The 21,571-nt window shown below is 65.5% G+C and carries 23 protein-coding genes; 5 read left to right on the top strand and 18 right to left on the bottom strand.

Features of this window, described 5'->3' with window-relative positions; genetic code table 11:
* Positions 1-73: 73 nt before the first annotated feature.
* The 7 genes from hflX to dusB all read right to left on the bottom strand — a co-directional run bounded on the left by hflX (position 74) and on the right by dusB (position 8,957).
* On the bottom strand, positions 74-1,357 hold the full coding sequence (gene hflX / locus LY44_RS04045) for a GTPase HflX (RefSeq protein WP_055208386.1): 1,284 nt from the start codon (positions 1,355-1,357) through the stop codon (positions 74-76).
* On the bottom strand, positions 1,354-1,587 hold the full coding sequence (hfq, locus tag LY44_RS04040; protein WP_013067525.1) for an RNA chaperone Hfq: 234 nt from the start codon (positions 1,585-1,587) through the stop codon (positions 1,354-1,356). Before hfq ends, hflX begins: the two co-directional genes overlap by 4 nt.
* 198 nt (positions 1,588-1,785) lie before the next feature.
* On the bottom strand, positions 1,786-3,216 hold the full coding sequence (gene ntrX, locus LY44_RS04035; protein WP_055208388.1) for a nitrogen assimilation response regulator NtrX: 1,431 nt from the start codon (positions 3,214-3,216) through the stop codon (positions 1,786-1,788).
* Positions 3,213-5,462, bottom strand: a complete 2,250-nt coding sequence (locus tag LY44_RS04030; RefSeq protein ID WP_055208391.1) for a sensor histidine kinase NtrY-like — start codon at positions 5,460-5,462, stop codon at positions 3,213-3,215. Before LY44_RS04030 ends, ntrX begins: the two co-directional genes overlap by 4 nt.
* A gap of 76 nt (positions 5,463-5,538) precedes the next feature.
* Complete coding sequence (locus LY44_RS04025) at positions 5,539-6,915, bottom strand: response regulator (RefSeq protein ID WP_023923418.1); 1,377 nt, start codon at positions 6,913-6,915, stop codon at positions 5,539-5,541.
* A 3-nt stretch (positions 6,916-6,918) separates the two neighbouring features.
* Positions 6,919-7,986 (bottom strand): two-component system sensor histidine kinase NtrB, encoded by a 1,068-nt coding sequence (locus LY44_RS04020; protein ID WP_055208392.1) that lies wholly within the window; start codon positions 7,984-7,986, stop codon positions 6,919-6,921.
* Entirely contained in the window at positions 7,983-8,957 is a 975-nt protein-coding gene (dusB, locus tag LY44_RS04015) for a tRNA dihydrouridine synthase DusB (protein ID WP_055208398.1), read from the bottom strand. Before dusB ends, LY44_RS04020 begins: the two co-directional genes overlap by 4 nt.
* A gap of 192 nt (positions 8,958-9,149) precedes the next feature.
* Here dusB and LY44_RS04010 point away from each other — a divergent pair, with 192 nt between their 5' ends.
* From LY44_RS04010 to LY44_RS03995, 4 genes are all read left to right on the top strand, one after another.
* Positions 9,150-10,289 (top strand): bifunctional 2-C-methyl-D-erythritol 4-phosphate cytidylyltransferase/2-C-methyl-D-erythritol 2,4-cyclodiphosphate synthase, encoded by a 1,140-nt coding sequence (locus LY44_RS04010; RefSeq protein WP_055208400.1) that lies wholly within the window; start codon positions 9,150-9,152, stop codon positions 10,287-10,289.
* Position 10,290: 1 nt separating this feature from the next.
* Positions 10,291-10,785 (top strand): phosphatidylglycerophosphatase A family protein, encoded by a 495-nt coding sequence (locus tag LY44_RS04005; protein ID WP_055208402.1) that lies wholly within the window; start codon positions 10,291-10,293, stop codon positions 10,783-10,785.
* Positions 10,782-11,249: a CinA family protein gene (locus tag LY44_RS04000; RefSeq protein ID WP_055208404.1), complete on the top strand. Its 468-nt coding sequence runs from the start codon at positions 10,782-10,784 to the stop codon at positions 11,247-11,249. The genes LY44_RS04005 and LY44_RS04000 overlap by 4 nt, the downstream gene beginning before the upstream one ends.
* A gap of 154 nt (positions 11,250-11,403) precedes the next feature.
* Positions 11,404-12,582, top strand: a complete 1,179-nt coding sequence (locus LY44_RS03995; protein ID WP_055208406.1) for an ammonium transporter — start codon at positions 11,404-11,406, stop codon at positions 12,580-12,582.
* A gap of 72 nt (positions 12,583-12,654) precedes the next feature.
* Here the strand turns inward: LY44_RS03995 and LY44_RS03990 are convergent, their stop codons facing one another.
* Positions 12,655-13,125: a type II toxin-antitoxin system RatA family toxin gene (locus LY44_RS03990; protein WP_055208944.1), complete on the bottom strand. Its 471-nt coding sequence runs from the start codon at positions 13,123-13,125 to the stop codon at positions 12,655-12,657.
* 81 nt (positions 13,126-13,206) lie between these two features.
* Between LY44_RS03990 and hpt the strand changes: the two genes are divergently transcribed.
* A complete protein-coding gene (hpt, locus tag LY44_RS03985; protein WP_055208408.1) occupies positions 13,207-13,755 on the top strand; it encodes a hypoxanthine phosphoribosyltransferase in 549 nt (182 codons plus the stop codon).
* A 32-nt stretch (positions 13,756-13,787) separates the two neighbouring features.
* Here hpt and LY44_RS03980 read toward each other — a convergent pair whose 3' ends face one another.
* The 10 genes from LY44_RS03980 to LY44_RS03935 all read right to left on the bottom strand — a co-directional run bounded on the left by LY44_RS03980 (position 13,788) and on the right by LY44_RS03935 (position 21,524).
* Positions 13,788-14,318 (bottom strand): DsbE family thiol:disulfide interchange protein, encoded by a 531-nt coding sequence (locus LY44_RS03980; protein ID WP_081024319.1) that lies wholly within the window; start codon positions 14,316-14,318, stop codon positions 13,788-13,790.
* Positions 14,311-14,469, bottom strand: coding sequence for a heme exporter protein CcmD (ccmD, locus tag LY44_RS03975; protein WP_055208412.1), 159 nt, complete (start codon positions 14,467-14,469; stop codon positions 14,311-14,313). The genes LY44_RS03980 and ccmD overlap by 8 nt, the downstream gene beginning before the upstream one ends.
* A complete protein-coding gene (locus tag LY44_RS03970) occupies positions 14,466-15,194 on the bottom strand; it encodes a heme ABC transporter permease (RefSeq protein WP_055208414.1) in 729 nt (242 codons plus the stop codon). Before LY44_RS03970 ends, ccmD begins: the two co-directional genes overlap by 4 nt.
* An 83-nt stretch (positions 15,195-15,277) precedes the next feature.
* Positions 15,278-15,934, bottom strand: coding sequence for a heme exporter protein CcmB (gene ccmB / locus LY44_RS03965; RefSeq protein ID WP_055208416.1), 657 nt, complete (start codon positions 15,932-15,934; stop codon positions 15,278-15,280).
* A 118-nt stretch (positions 15,935-16,052) separates the two neighbouring features.
* Complete coding sequence (gene ccmA, locus LY44_RS03960; protein WP_055208418.1) at positions 16,053-16,697, bottom strand: heme ABC exporter ATP-binding protein CcmA; 645 nt, start codon at positions 16,695-16,697, stop codon at positions 16,053-16,055.
* The gene (locus tag LY44_RS03955) at positions 16,694-17,068 is read right to left on the bottom strand and encodes an Mth938-like domain-containing protein (RefSeq protein WP_055208420.1); all 375 of its coding nucleotides are present in this window, start codon (positions 17,066-17,068) and stop codon (positions 16,694-16,696) included. The genes ccmA and LY44_RS03955 overlap by 4 nt, the downstream gene beginning before the upstream one ends.
* A complete protein-coding gene (secF, locus tag LY44_RS03950; protein ID WP_055208423.1) occupies positions 17,055-18,056 on the bottom strand; it encodes a protein translocase subunit SecF in 1,002 nt (333 codons plus the stop codon). Before secF ends, LY44_RS03955 begins: the two co-directional genes overlap by 14 nt.
* 13 nt (positions 18,057-18,069) lie before the next feature.
* Positions 18,070-19,734 carry a protein translocase subunit SecD gene (gene secD / locus LY44_RS03945; RefSeq protein ID WP_055208425.1) on the bottom strand — a complete coding sequence of 555 codons (1,665 nt, stop codon included), beginning with the start codon at positions 19,732-19,734 and terminating at the stop codon, positions 18,070-18,072.
* A 22-nt stretch (positions 19,735-19,756) separates the two neighbouring features.
* Entirely contained in the window at positions 19,757-20,092 is a 336-nt protein-coding gene (gene yajC / locus LY44_RS03940; protein WP_111395955.1) for a preprotein translocase subunit YajC, read from the bottom strand.
* Between the two features lie 268 nt (positions 20,093-20,360).
* Positions 20,361-21,524, bottom strand: coding sequence for a M20 aminoacylase family protein (locus LY44_RS03935; RefSeq protein ID WP_055208427.1), 1,164 nt, complete (start codon positions 21,522-21,524; stop codon positions 20,361-20,363).
* Positions 21,525-21,571 lie beyond the last annotated feature (47 nt).

Genomic DNA, 21,571 nt, shown 5'->3' with positions numbered 1-21,571 from the left:
GTATTTGCACCAAGAAAAAGACATCCGCTTTTCTTGGCTTAAATACGCCCTTTCAAAGGCTTGTGACGCAAAGCTAAAGTGCGGCGAACTTCGACTTCTGCGCCTCGGTCCAGCGCAGACGCAGCTGCCAGCCGTCTTCGCCCTGCCGCTCGTCGCGGATCACGCCCTGGGCATGCAGCCAGGCATGTTCCTTGCCCGCGGTGAAGGGCAGATCCAGATCTTCCTCGATCCAGGCCTCTCCCAGACGCGCCTCGATCGCCGCCACCAGCGCGCCGATCCCCTCGCCCGACAGCGCCGAGACCGCCTGCACATCCATGCGCCGCGCGTCCTGTGCGAGAAGGCCTTGCCGCACCGCCTCGGAGAGCGCGTCGATCTTGTTCCAGACCTCGATCAGCGCCACATCCTCGGACACGCCAAGGGATTCGAGGATCTCGCCGACATCCTCGGCCTGTTCCTCGGTCTCGGGGTGAGAGACGTCGCGCACATGCAAGATCAGATCGGCTTCCAGCACCTCTTCCAGCGTCGCGCGGAAGGCCGCCACCAGCTCATGCGGCAGGTCCGAGATGAAGCCCACGGTGTCGGACAGGATGATGCGGCGCCCCGAGGGCAGCACAAGGCCGCGCATCGTCGGATCGAGCGTGGCGAAAAGCATGTCTTTCGCCAGCACCTCGGCCCCGGTCATGCGATTGAAAAGCGTGGATTTTCCGGCGTTCGTATAGCCCACCAGCGCGACGATGGGAAAGGGCACCTTGCGCCGGGCGGCGCGGTGCAATTCGCGCGTCTTCACCACTTTCGCCAGCTGCCGCTTCAGCCGGATCACCTGATCGTCGATCGCCCGCCGGTCGGCCTCGATCTGCGTCTCGCCGGGACCGCCGACAAAGCCGAAGCCGCCGCGCTGCCGTTCAAGGTGGGTCCAGGCCCGCACCAGCCGGGTGCGCTGATAGGACAGCGCCGCCAGGTCCACCTGCAGCACGCCCTCGCGCGTGCGCGCCCGGTCGGCAAAGATCTCGAGGATCAACCCGGTCCGGTCCAGAAGCTTGACGCCCCATTCCTTTTCCAAGTTGCGCTGCTGGATCGGGCTCACCGGACCATCGACCAGCACCAGATCGACCTCGGCGGCCTGCAGGCGTTCCTTCAGCTCGGCCATCTTGCCGGTGCCGAAGAGATGCCCCGCATGGGGTTTGGGCAGGCGCACGATCTCGTGGCCCATGATCTGCAGATCCGGCAAAGCAGACGCAAGCGAGACAGCCTCGGCCAGACGCAATTCCGGCTCGCGCCGGGCATCGACCGCCTTCAGGTCCGGGTGCAGCACCCAGACGCGGGTCGGACGGTCTTTGGAAAGGATGGGATCGCTCAGTCTTCGCCCTCGTACAGAGAGATCGGCGAGCCGGGCATGATCGTCGAAATCGCGTGTTTGTAGACCAGCTGCGATTGGCCGTCGCGGCGCAAAAGCACGCAGAAGTTGTCAAACCAGGTGATCACGCCCTGCAGTTTCACCCCGTTGATGAGAAAGATCGTGACCGGAACCTTGGTCTTGCGGACGTGGTTGAGGAAGGCGTCCTGAAGGTTCTGTTTGTCGGCAGCCATTTTTTCTTATGCCTTTTTTTCTGTCTTGTCCTGTCGCGCGGGGCCGGTTTCGGTCTCCCAAAGCAAGTATGCGCAAAGGTGCAAGAGATTCCAGCCAAAAAGCAGAGACTTGCGCCCGGAGCACGGAATTTGACGTTTCCTGTCGCCCGCGGGGCGCAGTCCGGCTGCGATCTGGCTGCGATCTGGGGCCTTGCGGCCTCAGACCTCGTCGCCCGCGGCCTCGATCTCGTCCTCTTCGGCCTCGTCGAAGCCCGCCCCGCCGCGCCCGGATTTCGCCGAGGTGACGACACCGAGCGATTTCAACTTGCGGTGCAGCGCCGAGCGTTCCATGCCGACAAAGGCCGCCGTGCGCGAGATGTTGCCGCCAAAGCGGTTGATCTGCGTCAGCAGATATTCGCGTTCGAACAATTCCCGCGCCTCGCGCAGCGGCAACGACGCCAGCTGCCCGCCGAGCACGATCCGCCCCTCCTCGGGCAGCGTCGCATTGCCCGGCAGCTCGCGTGCCTCGATCGGCCCGGTGCCGTCGCCCAGGATCAGCACCCGCTCGATCACGTTGCGCAATTCGCGGATGTTGCCCGGCCAGTCCATCGTCTGCAGGCTGGCCACCGCTTCCTCGGAGAGAGGCCGCAGCGCCAGGCCCTGGGTGCGGTTGAACACCTCGATGAAATGACCCGCGACCAGCGGCACATCCTCGCGCCGCTCGGAGAGCGAGGGCACGGCGATCGGCACCACATTGAGCCGGTCGTAAAGCTCCTGCCGGAACCGCCCGGCGGCGATTTCGGCGGTCAGGTTGCGCGTGGTCGAGGAAATCACCCGCAGATCGACCCGCACCTTGTCGGACCCGCCGACGCGGGTGAATTGCTGTTCCGTCAGCACGCGCAGGATCTTCGATTGCGTGCCAAGCGGCATCTCGGCCACTTCGTCGAAATAGATCACCCCGCCATGGGCTTGTTCCAGAAGGCCTTTTTCAATTCCGCGTTCCGGGGTTTCGCGGCCGAACAGCACCTCCTCCATGCGCTCGGGGGCGATGGTGGCGGAATTCACCGTCACGAAAGCCGCCGCCGCCCGCGTCGAATGCTGGTGGATGTAACGCGCCGCCGATTCCTTGCCCGAGCCGGGATCGCCGGTCAGCATCACCCGCCCGTTCGATCTCGTCACCTTGTCGAGCTGGTCCTTGAGCCGCCGGAACGCCGCGGAATTGCCGATCATCTCGCCCGAATGCAGATCCCGCCGCCGCAGGCTGGAATTTTCCCGCCGCAACCGGCTGGTTTCCATGGCGCGCGAAATCACCACCATCAGCTGGTCGATGTTGAAGGGCTTGGAGATGAAATCGTAAGCGCCCTGCTTGATCGCGGCGACCGCGATCTCGATATTGCCATGGCCCGAGATGATGATGATCGGAATATCCGGGTTGTCGCGCTTCACCGTCTTCAGGATGTCGATCCCGTCCATCCGGCTGTCCTTCAGCCAGATGTCGAGGATCATCAGCGCCGGGGCCTCGGCATTGATCGCCTCCATGCAGGCGTCGGAATTCGCTGCCGTCCGCGTCGCATAGCCCTCGTCCTTGAGGATGTCGGCGATCAGGTCGCGGATGTCCTTTTCGTCATCGACGATGAGAATGTCGCTCATGGCTCACTATCCTTGATGGCGCGCAGCCCGGAGCGGGCGCGGGGCAGTCTGATTTCGGCACAGGCGCCGGGACGGGCGCCCTCTGCAAAGGCGGGCGCATCGGTCAGAGCCAACATGCCGCCGTGTTCCTCGATGATTTTCTTGACGATCGACAGGCCAAGCCCGGTGCCCTTGGCGCGGGTCGTCACATAGGGCTCGAAAAGCCGCGCCCGGTCGGGCGGCAGGCCGATACCATTGTCCATGATGCGGATCTCGACCGCCTCGGGCTCGACCCTCAGGCTGACACGGACCTGCGGAACATAGCCTTCGGGGGCGCCCTTTTCGATCAGGCTTTCGATCGCCTCGCCGGCGTTCTTGATCAGATTGGTCAGCGCCTGGGAAATCATCGTCGCGTCGAGTTCGACCACCACCGGCCCCTCGGGCAGATCGGCGGTCAGCTTCGCCCCGTGCAACGCGCCGTCCTGCAACAGCACCGCATCGCGGGTCAGGGCCACGATGTCATGATCGCGCCGGTCGGGTTCCGGCATCCGGGCAAAGCGCGAAAATTCATCGACGATCCGGCGCAGATCATCGGTCTGGCGGATGATCACCCCGGTCAGTTGCGCCAGCGCCTCGGCCTCTTCGGGCGCGATCTGGCGGGTGAACTTGCGCTTGATCCGCTCGGCCGAAAGCTGGATCGGCGTCAGCGGGTTCTTGATCTCATGCGCGATCCGCCGCGCCACATCGCCCCAGGCCGCCATCCTTTGCGCCGAGACCAGCTCGGTCACGTCGTCAAAGGCGACCACATAGCCCTCGCGCTGCCCCGAGGCACGGCGCTCGGCCATCCGCACCAGCAGGCTTTCCAGCCGCCCCTCGCGGGAAACCCGCACCTCTTCTTGCACGACAGCATGAAGACCGTCTTGCAACTTCTGGAAAAGCGACGCGAATTCCGGAACGGCCTCGGCCAGCGGACGATCGGTGTCGCGCGCGGCGGCCAGCTTCAGGATCCGCACCGCCGAGGGGTTGAGAAAGTCGATCCGCCCCTCGGCATCCAGCCCGATCACCCCCGAAGTGACCGAGGAGAGCACGGAATCGAACATCCGCCGCTGCCCGTCGGTTTCGCGGTGCGAAGCGACCAGTTCGGCGCGCTGCCCCTTGAGCTGGCCGGTCATCCGGTTGAAGACCTGCCCCAGCGTGGCGATTTCGTCATCGCCCTCTTCCTCGATCACCCGCGCATCCAGATCGCCCGCCCCGACGCGCTCGGCCGCCGCCGCCAGCCGCCCGATCGGGCGCGACAGACGTTCGGCGAACCACAGCCCCGCCCAGATCGCCGCCAGAATCAGGATCAGCGCGAAACCGACATAGATCAGCCCGAATTCGAACAGCACCCGCCCGCGCGAGGTCTCAAGCTGCTGATAAAGATGGACAGTTTCGCGCGTGTTGTCGAGCAGCGACAGGATCTGGCCATCGACCGCGCGCGAGACATAAAGATAGCGGTCGACATAGGCATCGAGCTTGATCAGCGCCCGGAATTCCGAATTCGACCAATCCTCGATCAGGACGGTGTCGCCGCTGGCCGCCGCGACCACTTTTTCGGGCGCCGGGGTTTCATAGTCGAAGAGATAAGAGCGATCGCCGCGGGCGATGATCGCGGCGCCGCCATCGATCACATAGGCTTCCTTGAGCCCGCGCTGAATGCCCTGCTGCCCCGCCACCAGCCATTCGCGCAGATCGCCGTCATCGGCGAAGGTCGCCGCCTGACGGCGCAGGTTGAGAAACCCGGCCAGCGCCCCGGCATCCTGCACCAGATCGTGGCGGTGTTCCTCCTGATAGGCTTCGGCGGCCGAAAGCGAGGTGCCGACGACCGAGCGCACCCGGTCGGAAAACCAGCCCTCCAGCCCGATATTGACGGTCAGCCCGGCAAACAGCGCCACCAGCACGGTCGGCACCAGCGCGATCCCGGCAAAGACCCCGGTCAGCCGCAGCGTCAGCCGCGAGCCCGTCGCCCGCGCCCGCCGCGCCGCCATCATCTGCGTCAGCCGCAGCAGAATCAGCCCGGCCAGAACGAGGAAATAGATGAAGTCGCCCAGAAGCGTCAGCCGCAGCGCGATGCTGTCGGCGCCCTGCCCCAAAGGCCCCAGCACGACAAAGGTGATGATCGCCAGCGCCGGACCCAGCACCGCAAGGCCAAAGACGAAGCCGCTTTGCACCCGGCGCTGGCGCCGCAGCCGCGCCAGCTTCTCCCAAGCTGAGCCACTCCTCGTCATGGACACGACGGGTCCCCCGGTTCTCCGCCGCGGCGAATCCCGTGAGGTGGATTTGCCACAATTACCTGTGGCCCATTTACATCAGTTTGCGCCGCCTTGTCACCTGAATATCCAGATCGGTGATCTTTTTGCGCAAGGTATTGCGGTTGATCCCCAAAAGATCGGCACATTTGGCCTGGTTGCCGCCAGTGGCATCCAGCGCGATCTCGATCAGCGGCGCTTCCATTTCCGCCAGGATCCGGTCATACAGCCCGGGCGGCGGCAGGTTACCGCCGTGCAGGTCGAAGTAGCGCCGCAGATGCCGCGCGATCGAGGCGGACAGCTTCTCGCCCTCGCCGCCCGCGCCGCGCAACGGCTCGACCGCGGGCTGGTTGCCCAGAACGAATTCCACCTCGGCGCGGGTGATTTCCTCCTCGGACGCCGTCACGACGAGCCGCCGCACGGTGTTTTCCAGCTGCCGCACATTGCCCGGCCAGGCATAGGCGCGCACCAGCCCCATCGCCTCGGCCGAGAAGCGGCGCATGCCCAGACCGTCGCGCTCGGCCCGGCCGAGGAAATGCTCGGCCAGAAGCGGGATGTCCTCGACCCTTTCGCGCAGCGCGGGCACGGCCAGCGTCACCCCGCCCAGACGGTAGTAAAGATCCTGCCGGAACCGGCCCGCCTCCATCAGCGCGCCCAGATCGACCTGCGTCGTCGCCATGATCCGCGGCGCGGGATCGGGCAGCGCATCGAGCATCCGCACGATCCGGCCCTGCGTCTCGTCGTCGTAATCGCCGACCTCGTCGAAGACGAGCGAGCCGCCCTTGACGCGCGCGAGCAAGCTTGATGGCCCGTCCGCGCCCAGAAGATCAGCCGCCTGCGCCACCACGAAGGGCAGCGTGCGACGGTCGGAAAAATCGTGAATCGCCTTGGCGATCAGGGATTTGCCGGTGCCGGATTCGCCCATGATCATCACCGGCAGATCGGCGTTCATCACCCGCGCCACCAGCCGGTAAAGCGCCTGCATCGCCGCCGTGCGCCCCACAAGCGGCAGATCGGTGCCCTCGGGGCGCGAGGTCTCGATCACCTTCGGCACCACCTGCGCGCGGCGCTTGAGTTCCAGCGCGCGGGCCGCCCGTTTCATCAGATCGGGCAGATCGAAGGGCTTGGGCAGATAGTCATAGGCATCGGCCTCGGCCGCCTGAATCGCCGTCATGATGGTGTTTTGCGCCGAGATCACGATCACCGGCAGGCCCGGCCGTTCCCGCGCGATCCGCGGCAGCGCCTCGAGCCCGTTGCCATCGGGCATGACCACGTCGGAAATCACCAGATCGCCCTTGCCCTCCTCGACCCAGCGCATCAGCGTCATCAGGGACGCCGTCGCATGGACCTTGCAGCCGGCGCGGGTCAGCGCCTGGGTCAGAACGGTGCGGATCGTGCGGTCGTCATCGGCGACAAGAACGGTGCCATCCATCTGTCAAAGCTCCTTCGGGGCGACGGGCAAGGAAATGCGGAAAAGGGTGCGGCCGGGGGCGCTTTCGACGCTGACCCAGCCGTTGTGTTCGGAGATGATCTTCGACACGAGCGCGAGGCCAAGGCCGGTGCCGTTCTCGCGTCCGGAAACAAAGGGCTCAAAGATCGAGCTGGCAAGATCGGCGGGAATGCCCGGACCGTCGTCGATCACCTCGACCTGCAGCGGCAGACGTTGCCCGCCGCCATCGGGCCGCCGCAGCCGCAGCGCATAATCGTAAAAGGTGCGCAGCCGGATCGTGCCTTGCCCCTTCGCGGCCTCGGAGGCGTTCTTCAAAAGGTTCAGGAACACCTGTGTCAGCTGGTCGGCATCGCCCAAGGTCGGCGGCAGCGATGGGTCGTAATCCTCGACGATCAGCATATGCGCGCCAAACCCCACGCCCGCAGATTTCCGTGCCCGATCAAGCACATCGTGGACGTTCACCGGTTTCATCTCGGGCGGGCGGACATTGCCGAACTGCTCGACCTGTTCCAAAAGCTTCACGATGCGGCGGGTTTCATCGACGATCAGATCGGTCAGCTCCAGATCCTCGCCCGACAGCCCCATCGACAAAAGCTGCGCCGCCCCCGCAATCCCCGCCAGCGGGTTCTTGATCTCATGCGCCAGCATCTCGGCCATGCCGATCGCCGAACGCGCCGCCGATTTCACCATGCTGGCGCGGCCCAGCCGGTCGGCGATTTCCCGGGGCGAAATCAGCAACAGCACCGTTTCCGGGTCGTCGGCGATCGGCGCGGCCTGCAGGTTGCATTGCACCGGCGCGCGTTCGCCCGTGGTCAGATCGACGTCGTTGACGAACAAAGCCGAGCGGTTCTTGCGCACCCGGGCGAAAATCTCTTCCAGCGGCGCGGAGATCGCCAGCCGCTCGCCCAGGGCCTGGCCCTTGAGCGCGCGGGCCGAGAGGTTGAGGAAAAGTTCGGCCGCCGGGTTGATCTCGATGACCCGGTCGTTGACGTCCAGCATCAGCGCGGGCAGCGGCAGCGAGTTCCAGATGATGCCGGGCGGGGGCAGGTTCATGCGGCCTCCCTGTCGGAAAAGGCGTGGCGGATCAGCGCGAGCGTGGCGGCGGGATCGGTTGCGCGCATCATCTCGGCGCGCAGCGGCGCGGCGGCGGCCTCGGCATACCAGCCCAGATGCTTGCGCGCGATGCGCAAGCCCAGATCGCGGCCGTAAAAACTGAGGATCGCCTCGTAATGCTCTGACACGAAGTCGGAAAATTCAGATCCCGCCGGAAGCTTCGGAACCGCCGTGCCAAACAGCGCCGCGGCGATCTGCGCCAAGCGCCACGGCGCCCCCTGCGCGCCGCGCCCCACCATCACCCCCGCGGCCCCGCTGTGATCCAGCGCCGTCCGCGCCGAGGCGGCATCGACGATGTCGCCATTCGCCACCACCGGCACCGAAACCGCCTGCCGGATCGCGGCAATTGCCCGCCAATCCGCCGTACCGGTGTAAAACTGTATCCGCGTGCGGCCATGAATCACGATCATCTTCACCCCCGCGGCTTCGGCCCGGGCGGCGATCTCGGCCGCGTTCAGCTGATCGCCGTCCCAGCCCAGCCGCATCTTCAGCGTCACCGGCAGGTCAACCGCGCCCACCACCGCTTCGATCAGCCGCAGCGCATGATCAGGATTGCGCATCAGCGCCGCGCCCGAAAGCCCGCCCGTCACCTTTTTCGCCGGACAGCCCATGTTGATGTCGATGATTTCGGCGCCCATGTCGGCGACGATCTTCGCCGCCTCGGCCATCGGCGCCGCCTCGCGGCCCGCAAGCTGCACCGAGGTCGGCAGGCCCGCCGTCAGTTCCGCCTGGGCCTTGGCCCGGACCGAGGGCTTGGCGGTCAGCATCTCGCCGCTTGCGACCATTTCCGACACGACCAGCCCCGCGCCGAACCGCGCCACCATGCGCCGGAACGGCAGATCGGTGATGCCCGCCATCGGCGCCAGAAGCACCGGAGGGTCGAGGCGAAGGCTGTCGAGGCTTATCGTCACTTGGTCTCTCTCTTGCAACTGCTCAAGGAAGTAGCGACCGGCGGCGGGAATCACAATTGCGTCCGGTGATCTGACCCATCACAGGGGCGGGAAAATCGGCAATTGCACAAATTACAGGCAATCAGCTGCGGCTCTGTGTGCATTGCGCCCGCGCGGCGCATGTCCTAAGCCTTTGGCAAGCAAGGAGGCATCATGACGGTTGCGGTGATCATCGTCGCGGCGGGTCGCGGCACGCGGGCGGGCGAAGGCCTGCCGAAACAATGGCGCGAGCTGGCCGGGCGGCCGGTTCTGGCGCAGACGGTTGCGGCTTTCGCCGGGGTGGGCCGGATTCTGGTCGTGCTGCATCCCGATGACATGGGGCTTGGCATGGATCTGCTGGGCGGCTCGGTCGTGCTGGTCGCGGGCGGATCGACGCGGTCGGAAAGCGTGAAGAACGCGCTGGAGGCGCTGGAAGGCTCGGATGTGACGCGCGTCCTGATCCATGACGGCGCGCGGCCGCTGGTTCCGGCTGCGGTGACGGCGGCGGTTCTCTCGGCGCTCGACACCACCCCGGGGGCTGCGCCCGCGCTGGCCGTGACCGATGCGCTTTGGCGCGGCGAGGCCGGTCTGGTGGCGGGCACGCAGGACCGCGGGGGGCTTTACCGCGCCCAGACGCCGCAGGGCTTCCGTTTCCCCGAGATTCTGGCCGCGCACCGGGCCCATCCGGGCGGTGCCGCCGATGATGTCGAGGTCGCCCGTCACGCGGGGCTTTCCGTGGCGATCGTTCCGGGGCATGAAGACAATCTGAAGATCACCTATGCGCCGGATTTCGCCCGCGCCGAGGCGATCCTGCGCGAAAGAAAGGGGCAGACGATGGATGTGCGACTGGGCAACGGCTATGATGTGCACGCCTTTTGCGAGGGCGATCATGTGGTGCTCTGCGGGGTGAAGGTGCCGCATGTGAAGGCGCTTCTGGGCCATTCCGATGCCGATGTGGGCATGCATGCGCTGACCGACGCGATCTATGGCGCGCTGGCCGAGGGCGATATCGGCCGTCATTTTCCGCCGAGCGATCCGCAATGGAAGGGCGCCGCGAGCTGGATCTTTCTGGACCATGCGGCGAAACTGGCGAAATCGAAAGGCTTCCGGATCGGCAATGCCGATGTGACACTGATCTGCGAACGGCCCAAGGTCGGCCCGCATGCGGTCGCGATGGCGGCGGAACTCGCCCGGATCATGGAGATCGAGCCCTCGCGCGTCTCGGTCAAGGCCACGACCTCGGAGCGGCTGGGCTTCACCGGGCGCGAGGAAGGCATCGCCTCGATCGCCACCGTGACGCTGATCGGCGCGTGAGATGACCGCCCGCTGGCTGCAGGCCATCACCACCTTCGGCTTTGTCGGCCGGTTGCGCCCGGCGCCGGGCACCTGGGGCACGGCGGCGGGCCTGGCCCTGCTTTGGGCGGTCGAACGCTTTGCCGGATTTGGCCCGCTTGTGGCGGCAACGGCTGTGATCACGGCCTTGGGCTTCTGGGCGGTGGCGCGTGAATTGCGCGACCGCCCGGGCGAGGACCCGTCGGAAATCGTCATCGACGAGGTGGCGGGCATCGGCGTTGCGCTGATTTTCCCCGCCGCCGGGTTCTGGCTGCGGGACATGTCGATGGTCTGGCCGGGTCCGGTGGCGGCCTTCCTGTTCTTCCGGCTTTTCGACATCTGGAAGCCCTGGCTTGTCGGCCATGCCGACCGTCGCGGCGATGCGGCGGGGGTGATGCTCGACGATCTCTGGGCGGGGCTCTTTGCGGGGATCTGCACCGTGATCGCGGCCGGTCTCTGGCACGGGGTCATCCGATGATCGCCGTGGAAGTGCTTGATGCGGCGCACGAAAAGGGCATACGCATTGCCACGGCGGAAAGCTGCACCGGCGGCATGGTCGCTGTCGCCCTGACCGAAATCCCCGGATCGTCAAGCGTCTTCGACCGCGGCTTCGTCACCTATTCGAACGCCGCTAAGGTCGAAATGCTGGGCGTTTCGCCCGCGACGCTGGAGACCTTTGGCGCGGTTTCGGAACAGGTCGCCCGCGAAATGGCCGAGGGCGCGCTGGCCCGTTCCGCCGCCGATCTGGCGGTGTCGATCACCGGCATCGCCGGTCCCGGCGGGTCGGACTTCAAACCCGAAGGCCGGGTCTGTTTCGGCCTTGCCCGGCGTGGCGGCGAAACGCGCAGCGAAACACAGGAGTTCGGTGCCCTTGGCCGCTCGGCCGTGCGGGCGAAATCCTGCGATCGCGCCCTGTCGCTGCTGGCGGCCGCGCTTTCGTAATCCGCCGCAATTCCCGGCTTGGCGCAAATTTTGCGCTCATGCTTTGTGCAACCCGAATACGCCCATGATTTGAGCGCCCCCGCCGTCCACATGCGCCTTTTCACGGCGGTTTCGGCATGTTTCGCCGCTGCCAAACCGACGAGGAGGATTCGGGATGAACGGGGCAGATACCGCCTGGGTCAGCATGGCGACGGCACTCGTGCTGTTGATGACGCTGCCCGGCCTTGCGCTTTTCTATGGCGGGCTGGTGCGGGCCCGCAGCGTGTTGTCAATCTTCATGCAGTGCTTCGCGCTCGCGGCGGCGATGAGCCTTTTGTGGCTGCTCGCAGGCTATTCGATCGCCTTTGGCGATGTCGGGGGTGTCTGGGGCGGCCTGTCACGTCTGGGGATGATCGGCGTCACCGCAGACGATCTGCGCGGCACCCTGCCCGAGATTCTCTTCTTCGCCTTCCAGATGACCTTTGCTGTGATCACACCGGCGCTGATCTTGGGCGCCTTTGTCGAGCGGGTGAATTTCTGGTGGGTCCTCACCTTTTCGGCGTTCTGGATGCTGCTGGTCTATGCGCCGGTCGCGCATTGGATCTGGGGCGCGGGCTTCCTGTCGGATGGCGGGATCTTCGGCGACAAGGGCACGCGGGATTTTGCCGGCGGCATCGTCGTGCATGAAACCGCGGCGCTGGCGGCGTTGCTGCTGGCGGTGATGATCGGGCCGCGCCGCAACCGCCACACCCCGCCGCACAACCCCGGCATGGTGGCAATTGGCGCGGGTCTGCTTTGGGTCGGTTGGTTCGGCTTCAACGGCGGCTCGGAACTGGCCGCCGACGGCACCGCGGCGATGGCGATCACCGCCACGCATCTGAGCGCCGCCGCCGCCGCGCTGTCCTGGATGTTCTGGGAAAGGCTCAAGTTCGGCCGGGCCTCGCTGGTGGGCATCGTCACCGGCGCCATTGCCGGTCTTGCCTCGGTGACCCCCGCTTCGGGCTATGTCTCGCCGCTGCAGGCGGTGATTATCGGCACGGTCGCGGGGATTCTGTGCCAGGAATCGGTGCTGATCGTGCGCGAACGGCTGAAACTGGACGATTCGCTCGATGTCTTCGCCGTGCATGGCGTCGGCGGCATCTTCGGCACGATCATGGTGGCAGTTTATGGTGCAGCAAGTTTTACCGCACAGTTCGGGGCGCTTCTCATCGTCGGCTTCTACACGATCGCACTGACCTGGGGCATCGCCCGCGCCGTCGCGCTGGTTTTCCCGATGCGCGTCGACAAGGAAGCCGAGACCAACGGGCTTGACATCTCGACCCATGGCGAGCGCGCCTATGACTTCAACTCCTGATCGCAACCCCTTGTCTTAAAACAGAAAGGCCGCCAAAGGGCGGCCTTTTTCATATACCATGGGCCACGGCCGTCAGACCTGAACCCGCCCCGACCAGCCATAAAGCGCGATCGCCCGATCCTCGAAGGCCTTGACGATCATCCGCATCGCCTGATCGAAGACGATCCCGATAACCCCCTGCAGCAGCGCGTTCTTGAATTCGAAATCGACGAAGAAATCGACCTCGCAGCCCCCCGGCCGGTCCGAGAACTGCCACCAGGAATGCATGTGCTTGAACGGCCCGTCGAGATATTGCGTATCGACGCGGAAGTTGTCGGGGTCCAGCACCACGCGCGATCCGAAACGCTCGCGGAACACCTTGAACGAGATCACCAGATCCGCTTCCATCAATTCGGTGCCCGGACGCGGTCCGGGTTTGCGGGCGCGGATGCGGGCGGCGGAATTCCAGGGCAAGAACTCGGGATAGCGCGCGACATCGGCCACAAGCGCATACATCTGCGCCGCCGAATAGGGCATCATACGCTGTTCGGTGTGCCGCGGCATCGTGCCCGTCTCCCTTTTCCCGCGCCTCTTCTTGCGATAAAGCAACCGAATTGCAAGGGCCGAGAGGCCGCAGGAGGAACGATGTCGCAAGACGGTTACGTAATCGACCAGATGATCTCGGCCAAAGCCATCGCGGCCCGGGTCGAGGCGCTTGGCGCCGAAATCACCGAGGCCTTCAGGGACACCGACCGGCTGGTGGTGGTGGGGCTGTTGCGCGGCTCCTTCGTCTTCATCGCCGATCTGATCCGCGAGATCGGCGTGCCCTGCGAGGTCGATTTCCTCGAAGCCTCAAGCTATGGGAACGAAACAACTTCCACGCGGGAAGTGCGCGTTCTCAAGGACTTGCGCGGCACAATTGGCGGGCGTGACGTGCTGGTCGTGGAAGATATCGTCGACACCGGGCATACGATTTCGAAAGTGATGGAAATGCTGCGCGCCCGTGCGCCACGGCGGATCGAATGCTGCGCCATGCTCGACAAGCCGTCGCGCCGCGAGGTCGATGTGAAGGCGCGCTGGACCGGCTTCGAAATCCCCGACGAATTCGTTGTCGGCTACGGGCTCGACTATGCGCAAAACCACCGCAACCTGCCCTTCATCGGCACGGTCCGTTTCACCGATCCGCAGAAGTGATCACAGCCCGGACAGGATCCGGGCCCAGACCCTCATTCCGCCGGGCCCGCCAGAAGCGGATAGATCTTGCGTGTGATCACATCCTCGGTCAGTGGCCCGGCGATGCGGGTCAGGATACGTCCCGCGCCATCGACCACAAAGGTTTCCGGAACCCCGGCCACGCCCCAGTCGAGCCCCATCCTGTTGCCGGGATCGGCGCCAAGCCTGGTGTAAGGGCTGCCCATCTCGGCCAGGAACCCCTGCGCCTTGTCGGGCGTATCCTTCCAGTTCACACCCATAATCTCGAACCCGTCCTGTTTCAGCGCGATCAGATTCGGATGCTCGACCCGACAGGGCGCGCACCAGGAGGCCCAGAAGTTCACCAGCTTGATCTTGCCATCGCGCAGATCGGCATCGGTGAAGGGCACCTCCGCGCCCAGCGGTTCAAGCCGGACCGCGGGCGCCTCCTTGCCGGCAAGCGCGGTCGGCATGGCATTCGGGTCATTTTGCTGCATCGCCAAGAAGCCCGCGCCAACAAAGCCCGCCATCACCAACAGCGGAAGAAACATCAAGGGCTTAGCCATCGTTCTTCATCCGTTCTTCCTGCGCCTTCAGCGCCCGTTTCACCCGCGCGCCGCGGATCAGCGTGGCCGCGATCAGCCCCGCCAACAGCACCAGCGTCACCCCCCAGGAGGCAAGGATCGTGACCGCGTATTTTCCGAACTCGGGCATCATGCCATGCGCTCCCTCTGCTCCAATGCCTTGATACGGCGGGCGCGAATCTCGGTGCGGGTGCGCAACAGCAGCAGCGTCACGAACAGAAACCCGAACCCGACGATAGAAAGCACCAGGGGCTGCCAATAAACATCCGCGATATGCTCTTCCTTGTCGAGGCTGAGCGTCGCGCCCTGGTGCAGCCCCTGGTTCCAGAAGATCGCCGCATAGCGCGACAGCACCGCGAAGACCGAGCCGACCAGACACAGAACGCCGGTCAGATCGGCGGCCGTGTCGGGGGTGTCGATCGCTTCCCACAGCGCCATGTAGCCCAGGTAGAACAGGAACAGGATCAGGAAGGAGGTCAGCCGCGGGTCCCATTCCCACCAGGTCCCCCACATCGGCTGCCCCCAAAGCGCGCCGGTGACCAGCGCGATCAGCGTCATCACCATGCCGATCGGCGCCGCCGCCCTTGCGGCCAGTGCCGAAACATGGTGACGCCGGATCAGCCAGATCAGCGAGGCGACCAGCATCATCACCCAGATGTTGATGGCAAATGTCGCCGCCGGAACATGGACATAGATCACCTTCACCGTCGCGCCGAACTCGGCCGCGACCGGGGTGAAGAAGAACCCCCAGACCAGCCCGGGCACCAGCGTCAGAACGGTGGCGCCCACGACCCAGGGCAGAAGCCGGCCCGAAGTCTGCATGAACTTGACCGGGTTTGCATATTCCCAGATCGACATCGGCTCTCCTCCCTCTCGCGTCCCGTCGGACATGTCACGCTTTGCCACGGCGCGAATTGACTCGCATCAAGCTGGAACAGGTCTCACCGCAAATTGACCCGGATCGCCGCCGCCGAGGCAAAGGGCACCAAAGCCACGGTGGCGGCGGTGATCCCCGCCAGCATCGCCAGCGGCACCTGCGTCGCCAGACCCTCGGCGCCGCGCCGCACCAGCTCGGCGCCAAAGATCAGCGTCGGCACGTAAAGTGGCAGCACCAGCAGCGACAAAAGCAGGCCGCCCCGCTTCAGCCCCACCGTCAGCGCAGCGCCAAAGGTGCCCAGCACCGAGAGCGCCGGCGTGCCCAGAAGCAGCGAGATCTCGAGCCAGAGATAAGCGGGCGCGGGAAGATGCAGCAAGACCGCAAAGAGCGGCGCCGCCAGAACCAGCGGCAGCCCGGTGGTGATCCAATGCGCCAGCGCCTTGATCGTCACCACCGCCTCCATCGGGATCGGCGCGGTGGCCAGAAGATCAAGCGAGCCATCCTCGAAATCGAGCGCGAAGATCCGGTCAAGCGACAGAAGACAGGCCAGCAGCGCCCCCAGCCACAGAATGCCGCTGGCGATCCGGGCAAGAACCTCTCCCTGCGGACCGACGCCGAAAGGCACCAGCGTCACCACGATCAGGAAAAACGCCAGCCCGAGCCCGAAGCCGCCCCCGGCGCGGATCGCCAAGCGCAAGTCACGCGACAATAGCGCCCTCATGGCAAGGCCCTCCGCCCGCGGCCGATGTCGGCAAGCGCGTATTTGGACCAAGAAAAAGCCATGCGGTTTCTTCTTGGCACAAATACGCCCTTTTGCGGCAGGATCCGGGCGCCGCGGCTCACAGGAAGGCTCCGTCAAAATCGTGATCGAAGGCGCCGCGATGGCCGCCCGCCTCGGGCGGGCGGGCCTTGAACGGCGCCAGATCCAGCATTGCGGCCTCGGTCAGACCCAGATCGATATGCGTCGCCATCAGCGCCGCGCCACCTTCGGCGAGATGCGCCCGCACCGCTTCGGCAAAAAGCGCGACCGAGGCGGCATCGAGCGAGACCGTCGGTTCGTCAAGCACCCAGACCGGACGCCCGGTGACCAGAAGCCGCGCCAGCCCCAGTCGGCGCTTCTGCCCGGCCGAGAGGCTTGCGGCGGCGCGGTGTTCCAGCGCCCGCAGGTTCATCCGCGCCAGCGCCGTCTCCACCCCGTCGGTGGCATGGATCGCCGCCCAGAACTGCAGGTTTTCGCACACCGAAAGCGTGGCCTTCAGCCCGTCGGCATGGGCGGCATAGGCAATGCCCTCGGGCGGCATCGACACCCGCCCGGCCAAGGGCGGTTGCAGCCCGGCCAAAGTGCGCAGAAGCGTCGTCTTGCCGATCCCGTTCGGGCCGCGCAGCACCAGCGCATGGCCCGAAGCAAGCGAAAAACTCACCCCTTCCAGCACGGCAAGGCCGCCGCGGCTGACGGTGAGATTTTCGACGGTGAGCAGCGTCATGCCGTCGGCACCGCGCCCGGCATCGGCAAAAGGGCCGCGCCGACGCGGCGGCCCTCGGAGAGAAGCACATTGTAGTGGCGCGCGGCGGCGGGGGTGGACATCGGCTCGGCCAGCAGTCCAAGCGCTTCAAGTTCTACCTGCAAGCCTTTGGGAAGATGCGCAATATCTGCACCCATCCCGCACAGCAGCAGATCAACCTGCCCGGCCAGCGCGCGCAGCGCCGCAAGATCGTCGAAGCCGGTCCAGGCTGACGCCGCCTCGGCGCGGATCAGAAGGCCGCCCGGGTGCACCGCCCCGGCGATGCGGAAGAACCCCGGCCCGTAGCCGTCGATCGGCAGCGCCGCTCCGAAGCCCGCCTCACGGCTTTGCATCTTGCGCCCCTCCGGAAAAGAACTTGTCCGAGGGGTCCTTCTTCTCCTTGTTGCGGTCGAGCCCGATGAACAGCACGATGTTCTTCGCCACATAGACCGAGGAATAGGTGCCGGTGAACACCCCCCAGACCATGGCGAAGACGAAGCCGCGGATCACGTCGCCGCCCCAGATCAGCATCGGCACCAGCGCCAGAAGCGTCGTCATGCCGGTCATCACGGTGCGCGAGAGCGTCTCGTTGACCGAAAGGTTCATCACATCGCGCAGCGGCATCGTCTTGTATTTGATCAGGTTTTCGCGCAGCCGGTCAAAGACGACGACGGTGTCGTTGATCGAATAGCCGGTGATCGTCAACAGCGCCGCCACCGTGGTCAGGTCGAACTTCAGCTGCAGCACGGCGAAAAGCCCGACCGTCAGCAGCACGTCATGCACCAGCGCCACCACGGCGCCGAGCGCGAATTGCCATTCGAACCGGACCCAGATGTAGAACATGATCACCACGGTCGCCGCCAAAAGCGACCAAACCGCGGTCCAGACCAGCTCGCCCGAAACCTTGGGGCCGACGGATTCAAACGAGGTGATCTGCAGCGCCGGATCGACCGAGGTCAGCGCGGTCTCGACCTTGTTCACCAGCTCCTGGCCCTGCGCGCCCTGCCCCTCGGCGCCCTGGCCATCGCCCTGCATCTGGATGCGGATCATCGCCACATGCTGATCGGCGCGAAAGCTCGGATCGCGCACCTCGGAGATGATCACGTCGCCCAGATCCAGCGGCTCCAGCGCGGCGCGATAGACGCCGACATCGACCGCCGTCGTGGATTCGGTGCGGATCGTCGTGCCGCCCTTGAAATCGATGCCGAAGTTCAGCCCGATCACCAGCGGCAGGATCACCGAGGCGATCATCAGCACCACGGCCGCGCCGAACGTCGCCCATTGCCAGCGGAAAAAGTCGAAGTTGGTCTTTTCGGGAACCAGTTTCAGACGGAAAGCCATGGATGGTTCCTCCTCAGATGACGATGGTCTTGGGACGACGCCAGCCGTACCAGATGACGATCATCAGCCGGACCACCCAGATCGCGGTGAAGATCGAGGCGGCGATGCCGATCATCGTGGTGACGGCAAAACCGCGCACCGGCCCGGCCCCCAGCACGAACAGGATCGCCGAGGACAGGAACGAGGTCACGTTCGCATCGATGATCGCCGACATCGCCTTGTCAAAGCCCAGCTCGATCGCCCGCACGGGGGATTTGCCAGCGCGGATTTCCTCGCGCATGCGTTCGTAGATCAGCACGTTGGCATCGACCGAGGTGCCGATGGTCAGCACGATCCCGGCGATCCCGGGAAGGGTCATCGTGCCGCCGATCGCGCCCATCACGGCGAAGATGAAGGCGATGTTGATGAACAGCGCCACCGAGGAAAAGAAGCCGAAAAGCCCGTAGGAGGCGATCATGTAGACCACGACCGCGGCAAAACCGATGAGCGAGGCGACCATCCCCGCCTTGACGCTGTCGGCGCCCAGCTCCGGCCCGATCGTGCGTTCCTCAAGGAAGGTCATGCCTGCAGGCAGCGCACCGGCGCGCAGAAGCAGCGCCAGATCGGTCGCCTCCTCGATGCTGAAGCGGCCGGTGATGATCCCCGATCCGCCCGCGATATGCGCCTGGATCGTCGGCGCCGAAATCACCTTGCCGTCCAGAACGATGGCGAAGGGCTCGCCGATATGGCTGGCGGTGTAATCGCCAAAGGCGCGCGCGCCGCTGACATTGAAGCGGAACGACACCGCCGGGGCGCCGTTGTCGTCGGTGGTCGGGCGCGCATCGGTCAGATCGTCACCCGTCACCACCGGAACTTCGTCCAGCAGGTGATAAAGCCCCTGCCGTTCGGCATCGGGCAGAAGTTCATTGCCCGAGGCGACCGGCGCATTCGGATTCGAGGTGGTGCCGAGCACCGGATGGAAGGTCAGCTTGGCGGTGGTGCCGATCAGATCCTTCAGCTCCTGCGCCGAGCCGATGCCGGGCACTTCGATCAGGATGCGGTCGGTGCCTTCGCGCATGATCGTCGGTTCGCGCGTGCCCGCGGCATCGACGCGGCGACGCACGATTTCCAGCGATTGCTGCATGGTGCGGTCATCGGTGGCTTTCTGTTCCGCCTCCGAGAGCCGGAAGACGACGGTGTCGCCCTCGGCCGTCACCTCGTAGTCGGACTGGCCGACCCCGGTCAGGCTGACCACCGGGCTCGCCAGCGTCCGGGCGGCTTCGACGGCGCGGGCGATCTGCGCGCGCTCGCCGATCTGGATGCGCAATTCCCCCTCGGGCGAGGGCACGCGCCGAATCGCGCCGATGGTGGCGCGTTCGGCCGCCAGAACCTTGCGCGCCTCGGGCCAAAGCGCATCCATCCGGGCCTTGTGGACCTCGCCCAGATGCACCTCGGCCAGAAGATGCGCGCCGCCGCGCAGATCGAGCCCCAGATTGACCAGCGCCGAGGGCGCCCAATCGGGCCAGGCGGCCTTGGCGGCCACCTGGGTCTCGGTCATCGCCCCGGTCTTCTCGAAGGCGGAAACGGCGTCGTTATGCCCCTCGACCCGGGCATAGAACATGTTGGGCGCCGCCGTGATCAATGCCGCAAGGCACAGACCCAGAATGACTAGACGCTTCCAAAGCGAAATCTGCAGCATGGCGGCGCGGCCCCGGATCAGGTCAGGTATTGGCGGCCGGTTCAGTCTTCGACAGAACCTGCACGACGGCGCTGCGGATCATCCGCACCTTCATGTCCTTGGCGATCTCGATCTCGACCTCGCCATCTTCGCGCAGATGCACGATCTTGCCGATGATGCCGGCCTGGGTCAGCACCATGTCGCCACGCCGCAGCGCGTCGACCATCGCCTTGTGCTCCTTGGCTTTCTTTTGCTGCGGGCGGATCAGCAGGAAATACATGATCACGAAGATCAGGATCAGCGGCACGAATTGGCCGAAGGCGGCCAGGCCACCAGCGGCGGCAGAGGCATCCTGGGCATAGGCGGGAGAGACGAACATGGCATGGTCCTTTCGTTAGGGCCGTGGGGGCGATGCCCCGGTTTTCGGCGCGCACCCTAGCCGCGGCCCCCCGCAATGGCAAGGCAGTCGCGGCAGGCCGAAGCCGCGATCACGGTTGTGTCAGGAAAAAGGGGGCGCTGCCCCCTCTTCGGCTGCGCCGAATTCACCCCCGGGATATTTGGACCAAGGTGAAAGGGAACGGATTGGATTTCACCTTGGCGCAAATATCCCGGGGGCGCCGCTTGCGGACGGGGGCAGAGCCCCCGCCTCAGCGGGTCGGAAGCGCGCGCTCGACCAGCCGGGCGAAGAAGCTCGCGCCGATCGGCGCCGCCTCGTCGTTGAAATCGAAGGCCGGATGGTGCAGCCCCGCCCCCGGCCCGGTGCCGAGGAAGAGATAGGCGCCCGGCCGTGCCTCGAGCATGTAGGAAAAGTCCTCGGCGCCCATTTCGCGCCCGGCATCGTCCTTCACCGCCTCGGGGCCGGAGACCTCGCGCGCCACCTCGGCGGCAAAGCGGGCCTTTTCGCCATCGTTGATGGTGGGCGGATAGCCCTTGTCATAGCGGATCTCGACCAAGACGCCAAAGGCCGCCGCCGTGCCCTCGACGATCTCGTGGAAGCGGCGCTCGACCATGGCGCGGACATCGGGGGTGAAGGAGCGGATCGTGGCGCAGAACCAGCCGGTTTCGGGGATGATGTTGTTCGCTGTGCCGACATGGATCTGCGTCACCGAGACGACCAGCTCATCCATCGCGAAAAGATTGCGCGAGACGATCGTCTGCAACGATCCGACCATCGCGGTGATCGCCGGGATCGGGTCGATGCATTCATGCGGCGTCGCCCCATGCCCGCCGCGCCCCGTCACCGTGACCCAGGCGGTATCGACCGCGGCCATCAGCGCGCCCTGGGTGGTGTGGAAATGGCCAAAGGGCAGATTGGGCGCGTTGTGGATGCCGTAAACCTCGGTGATCGCGAAGCGCTCCATCACGCCTTCGCGCACCATCACCTCGCCGCCGCCGCCGTCTTCCTCGGCGGGCTGAAAGAGCAGCGCCACCGTGCCCGCGAAATTCCGCGTCTCGGCCAGATACTTGGCCGCACCCAGCAGCATCGTGGTGTGGCCGTCATGGCCGCAGGCATGCATCCTGCCTTCGTGTTCCGAGGCATAATCGACCCCGGTGATCTCGTCGATCGGCAGCGCGTCCATGTCGGCGCGCAGCCCGATCACCGGCCCGTCCTGACGGCCCCGGATCAGCGCCACGATGCCGGAAGTGGCGATGCCCTCGTGGATCTCGTCCACGCCGATTTCGCGCAGCCGTTCGGCCACGAAGGCGGCGGTCTTCGGCAGCTGGAATTCCAGTTCGGGGTGACGGTGCAGCCACTGCCGCCATTCCTTCATCTCGGGGGCAAGGGCGGCAATGCGGTTGATCACGGGCATGGTGGACTCTGGGTTTTGGAAAGCGATACTGGATTAGATGGACCTGC

The sequence above is a fragment of the Rhodobacter capsulatus genome (assembly GCF_003254295.1).
GTDB lineage: Bacteria > Pseudomonadota > Alphaproteobacteria > Rhodobacterales > Rhodobacteraceae > Rhodobacter > Rhodobacter capsulatus.
The sequence above is the reverse complement of the archived record's forward strand: the minus strand, read 5'-3'. Positions and strand labels throughout refer to the sequence as shown.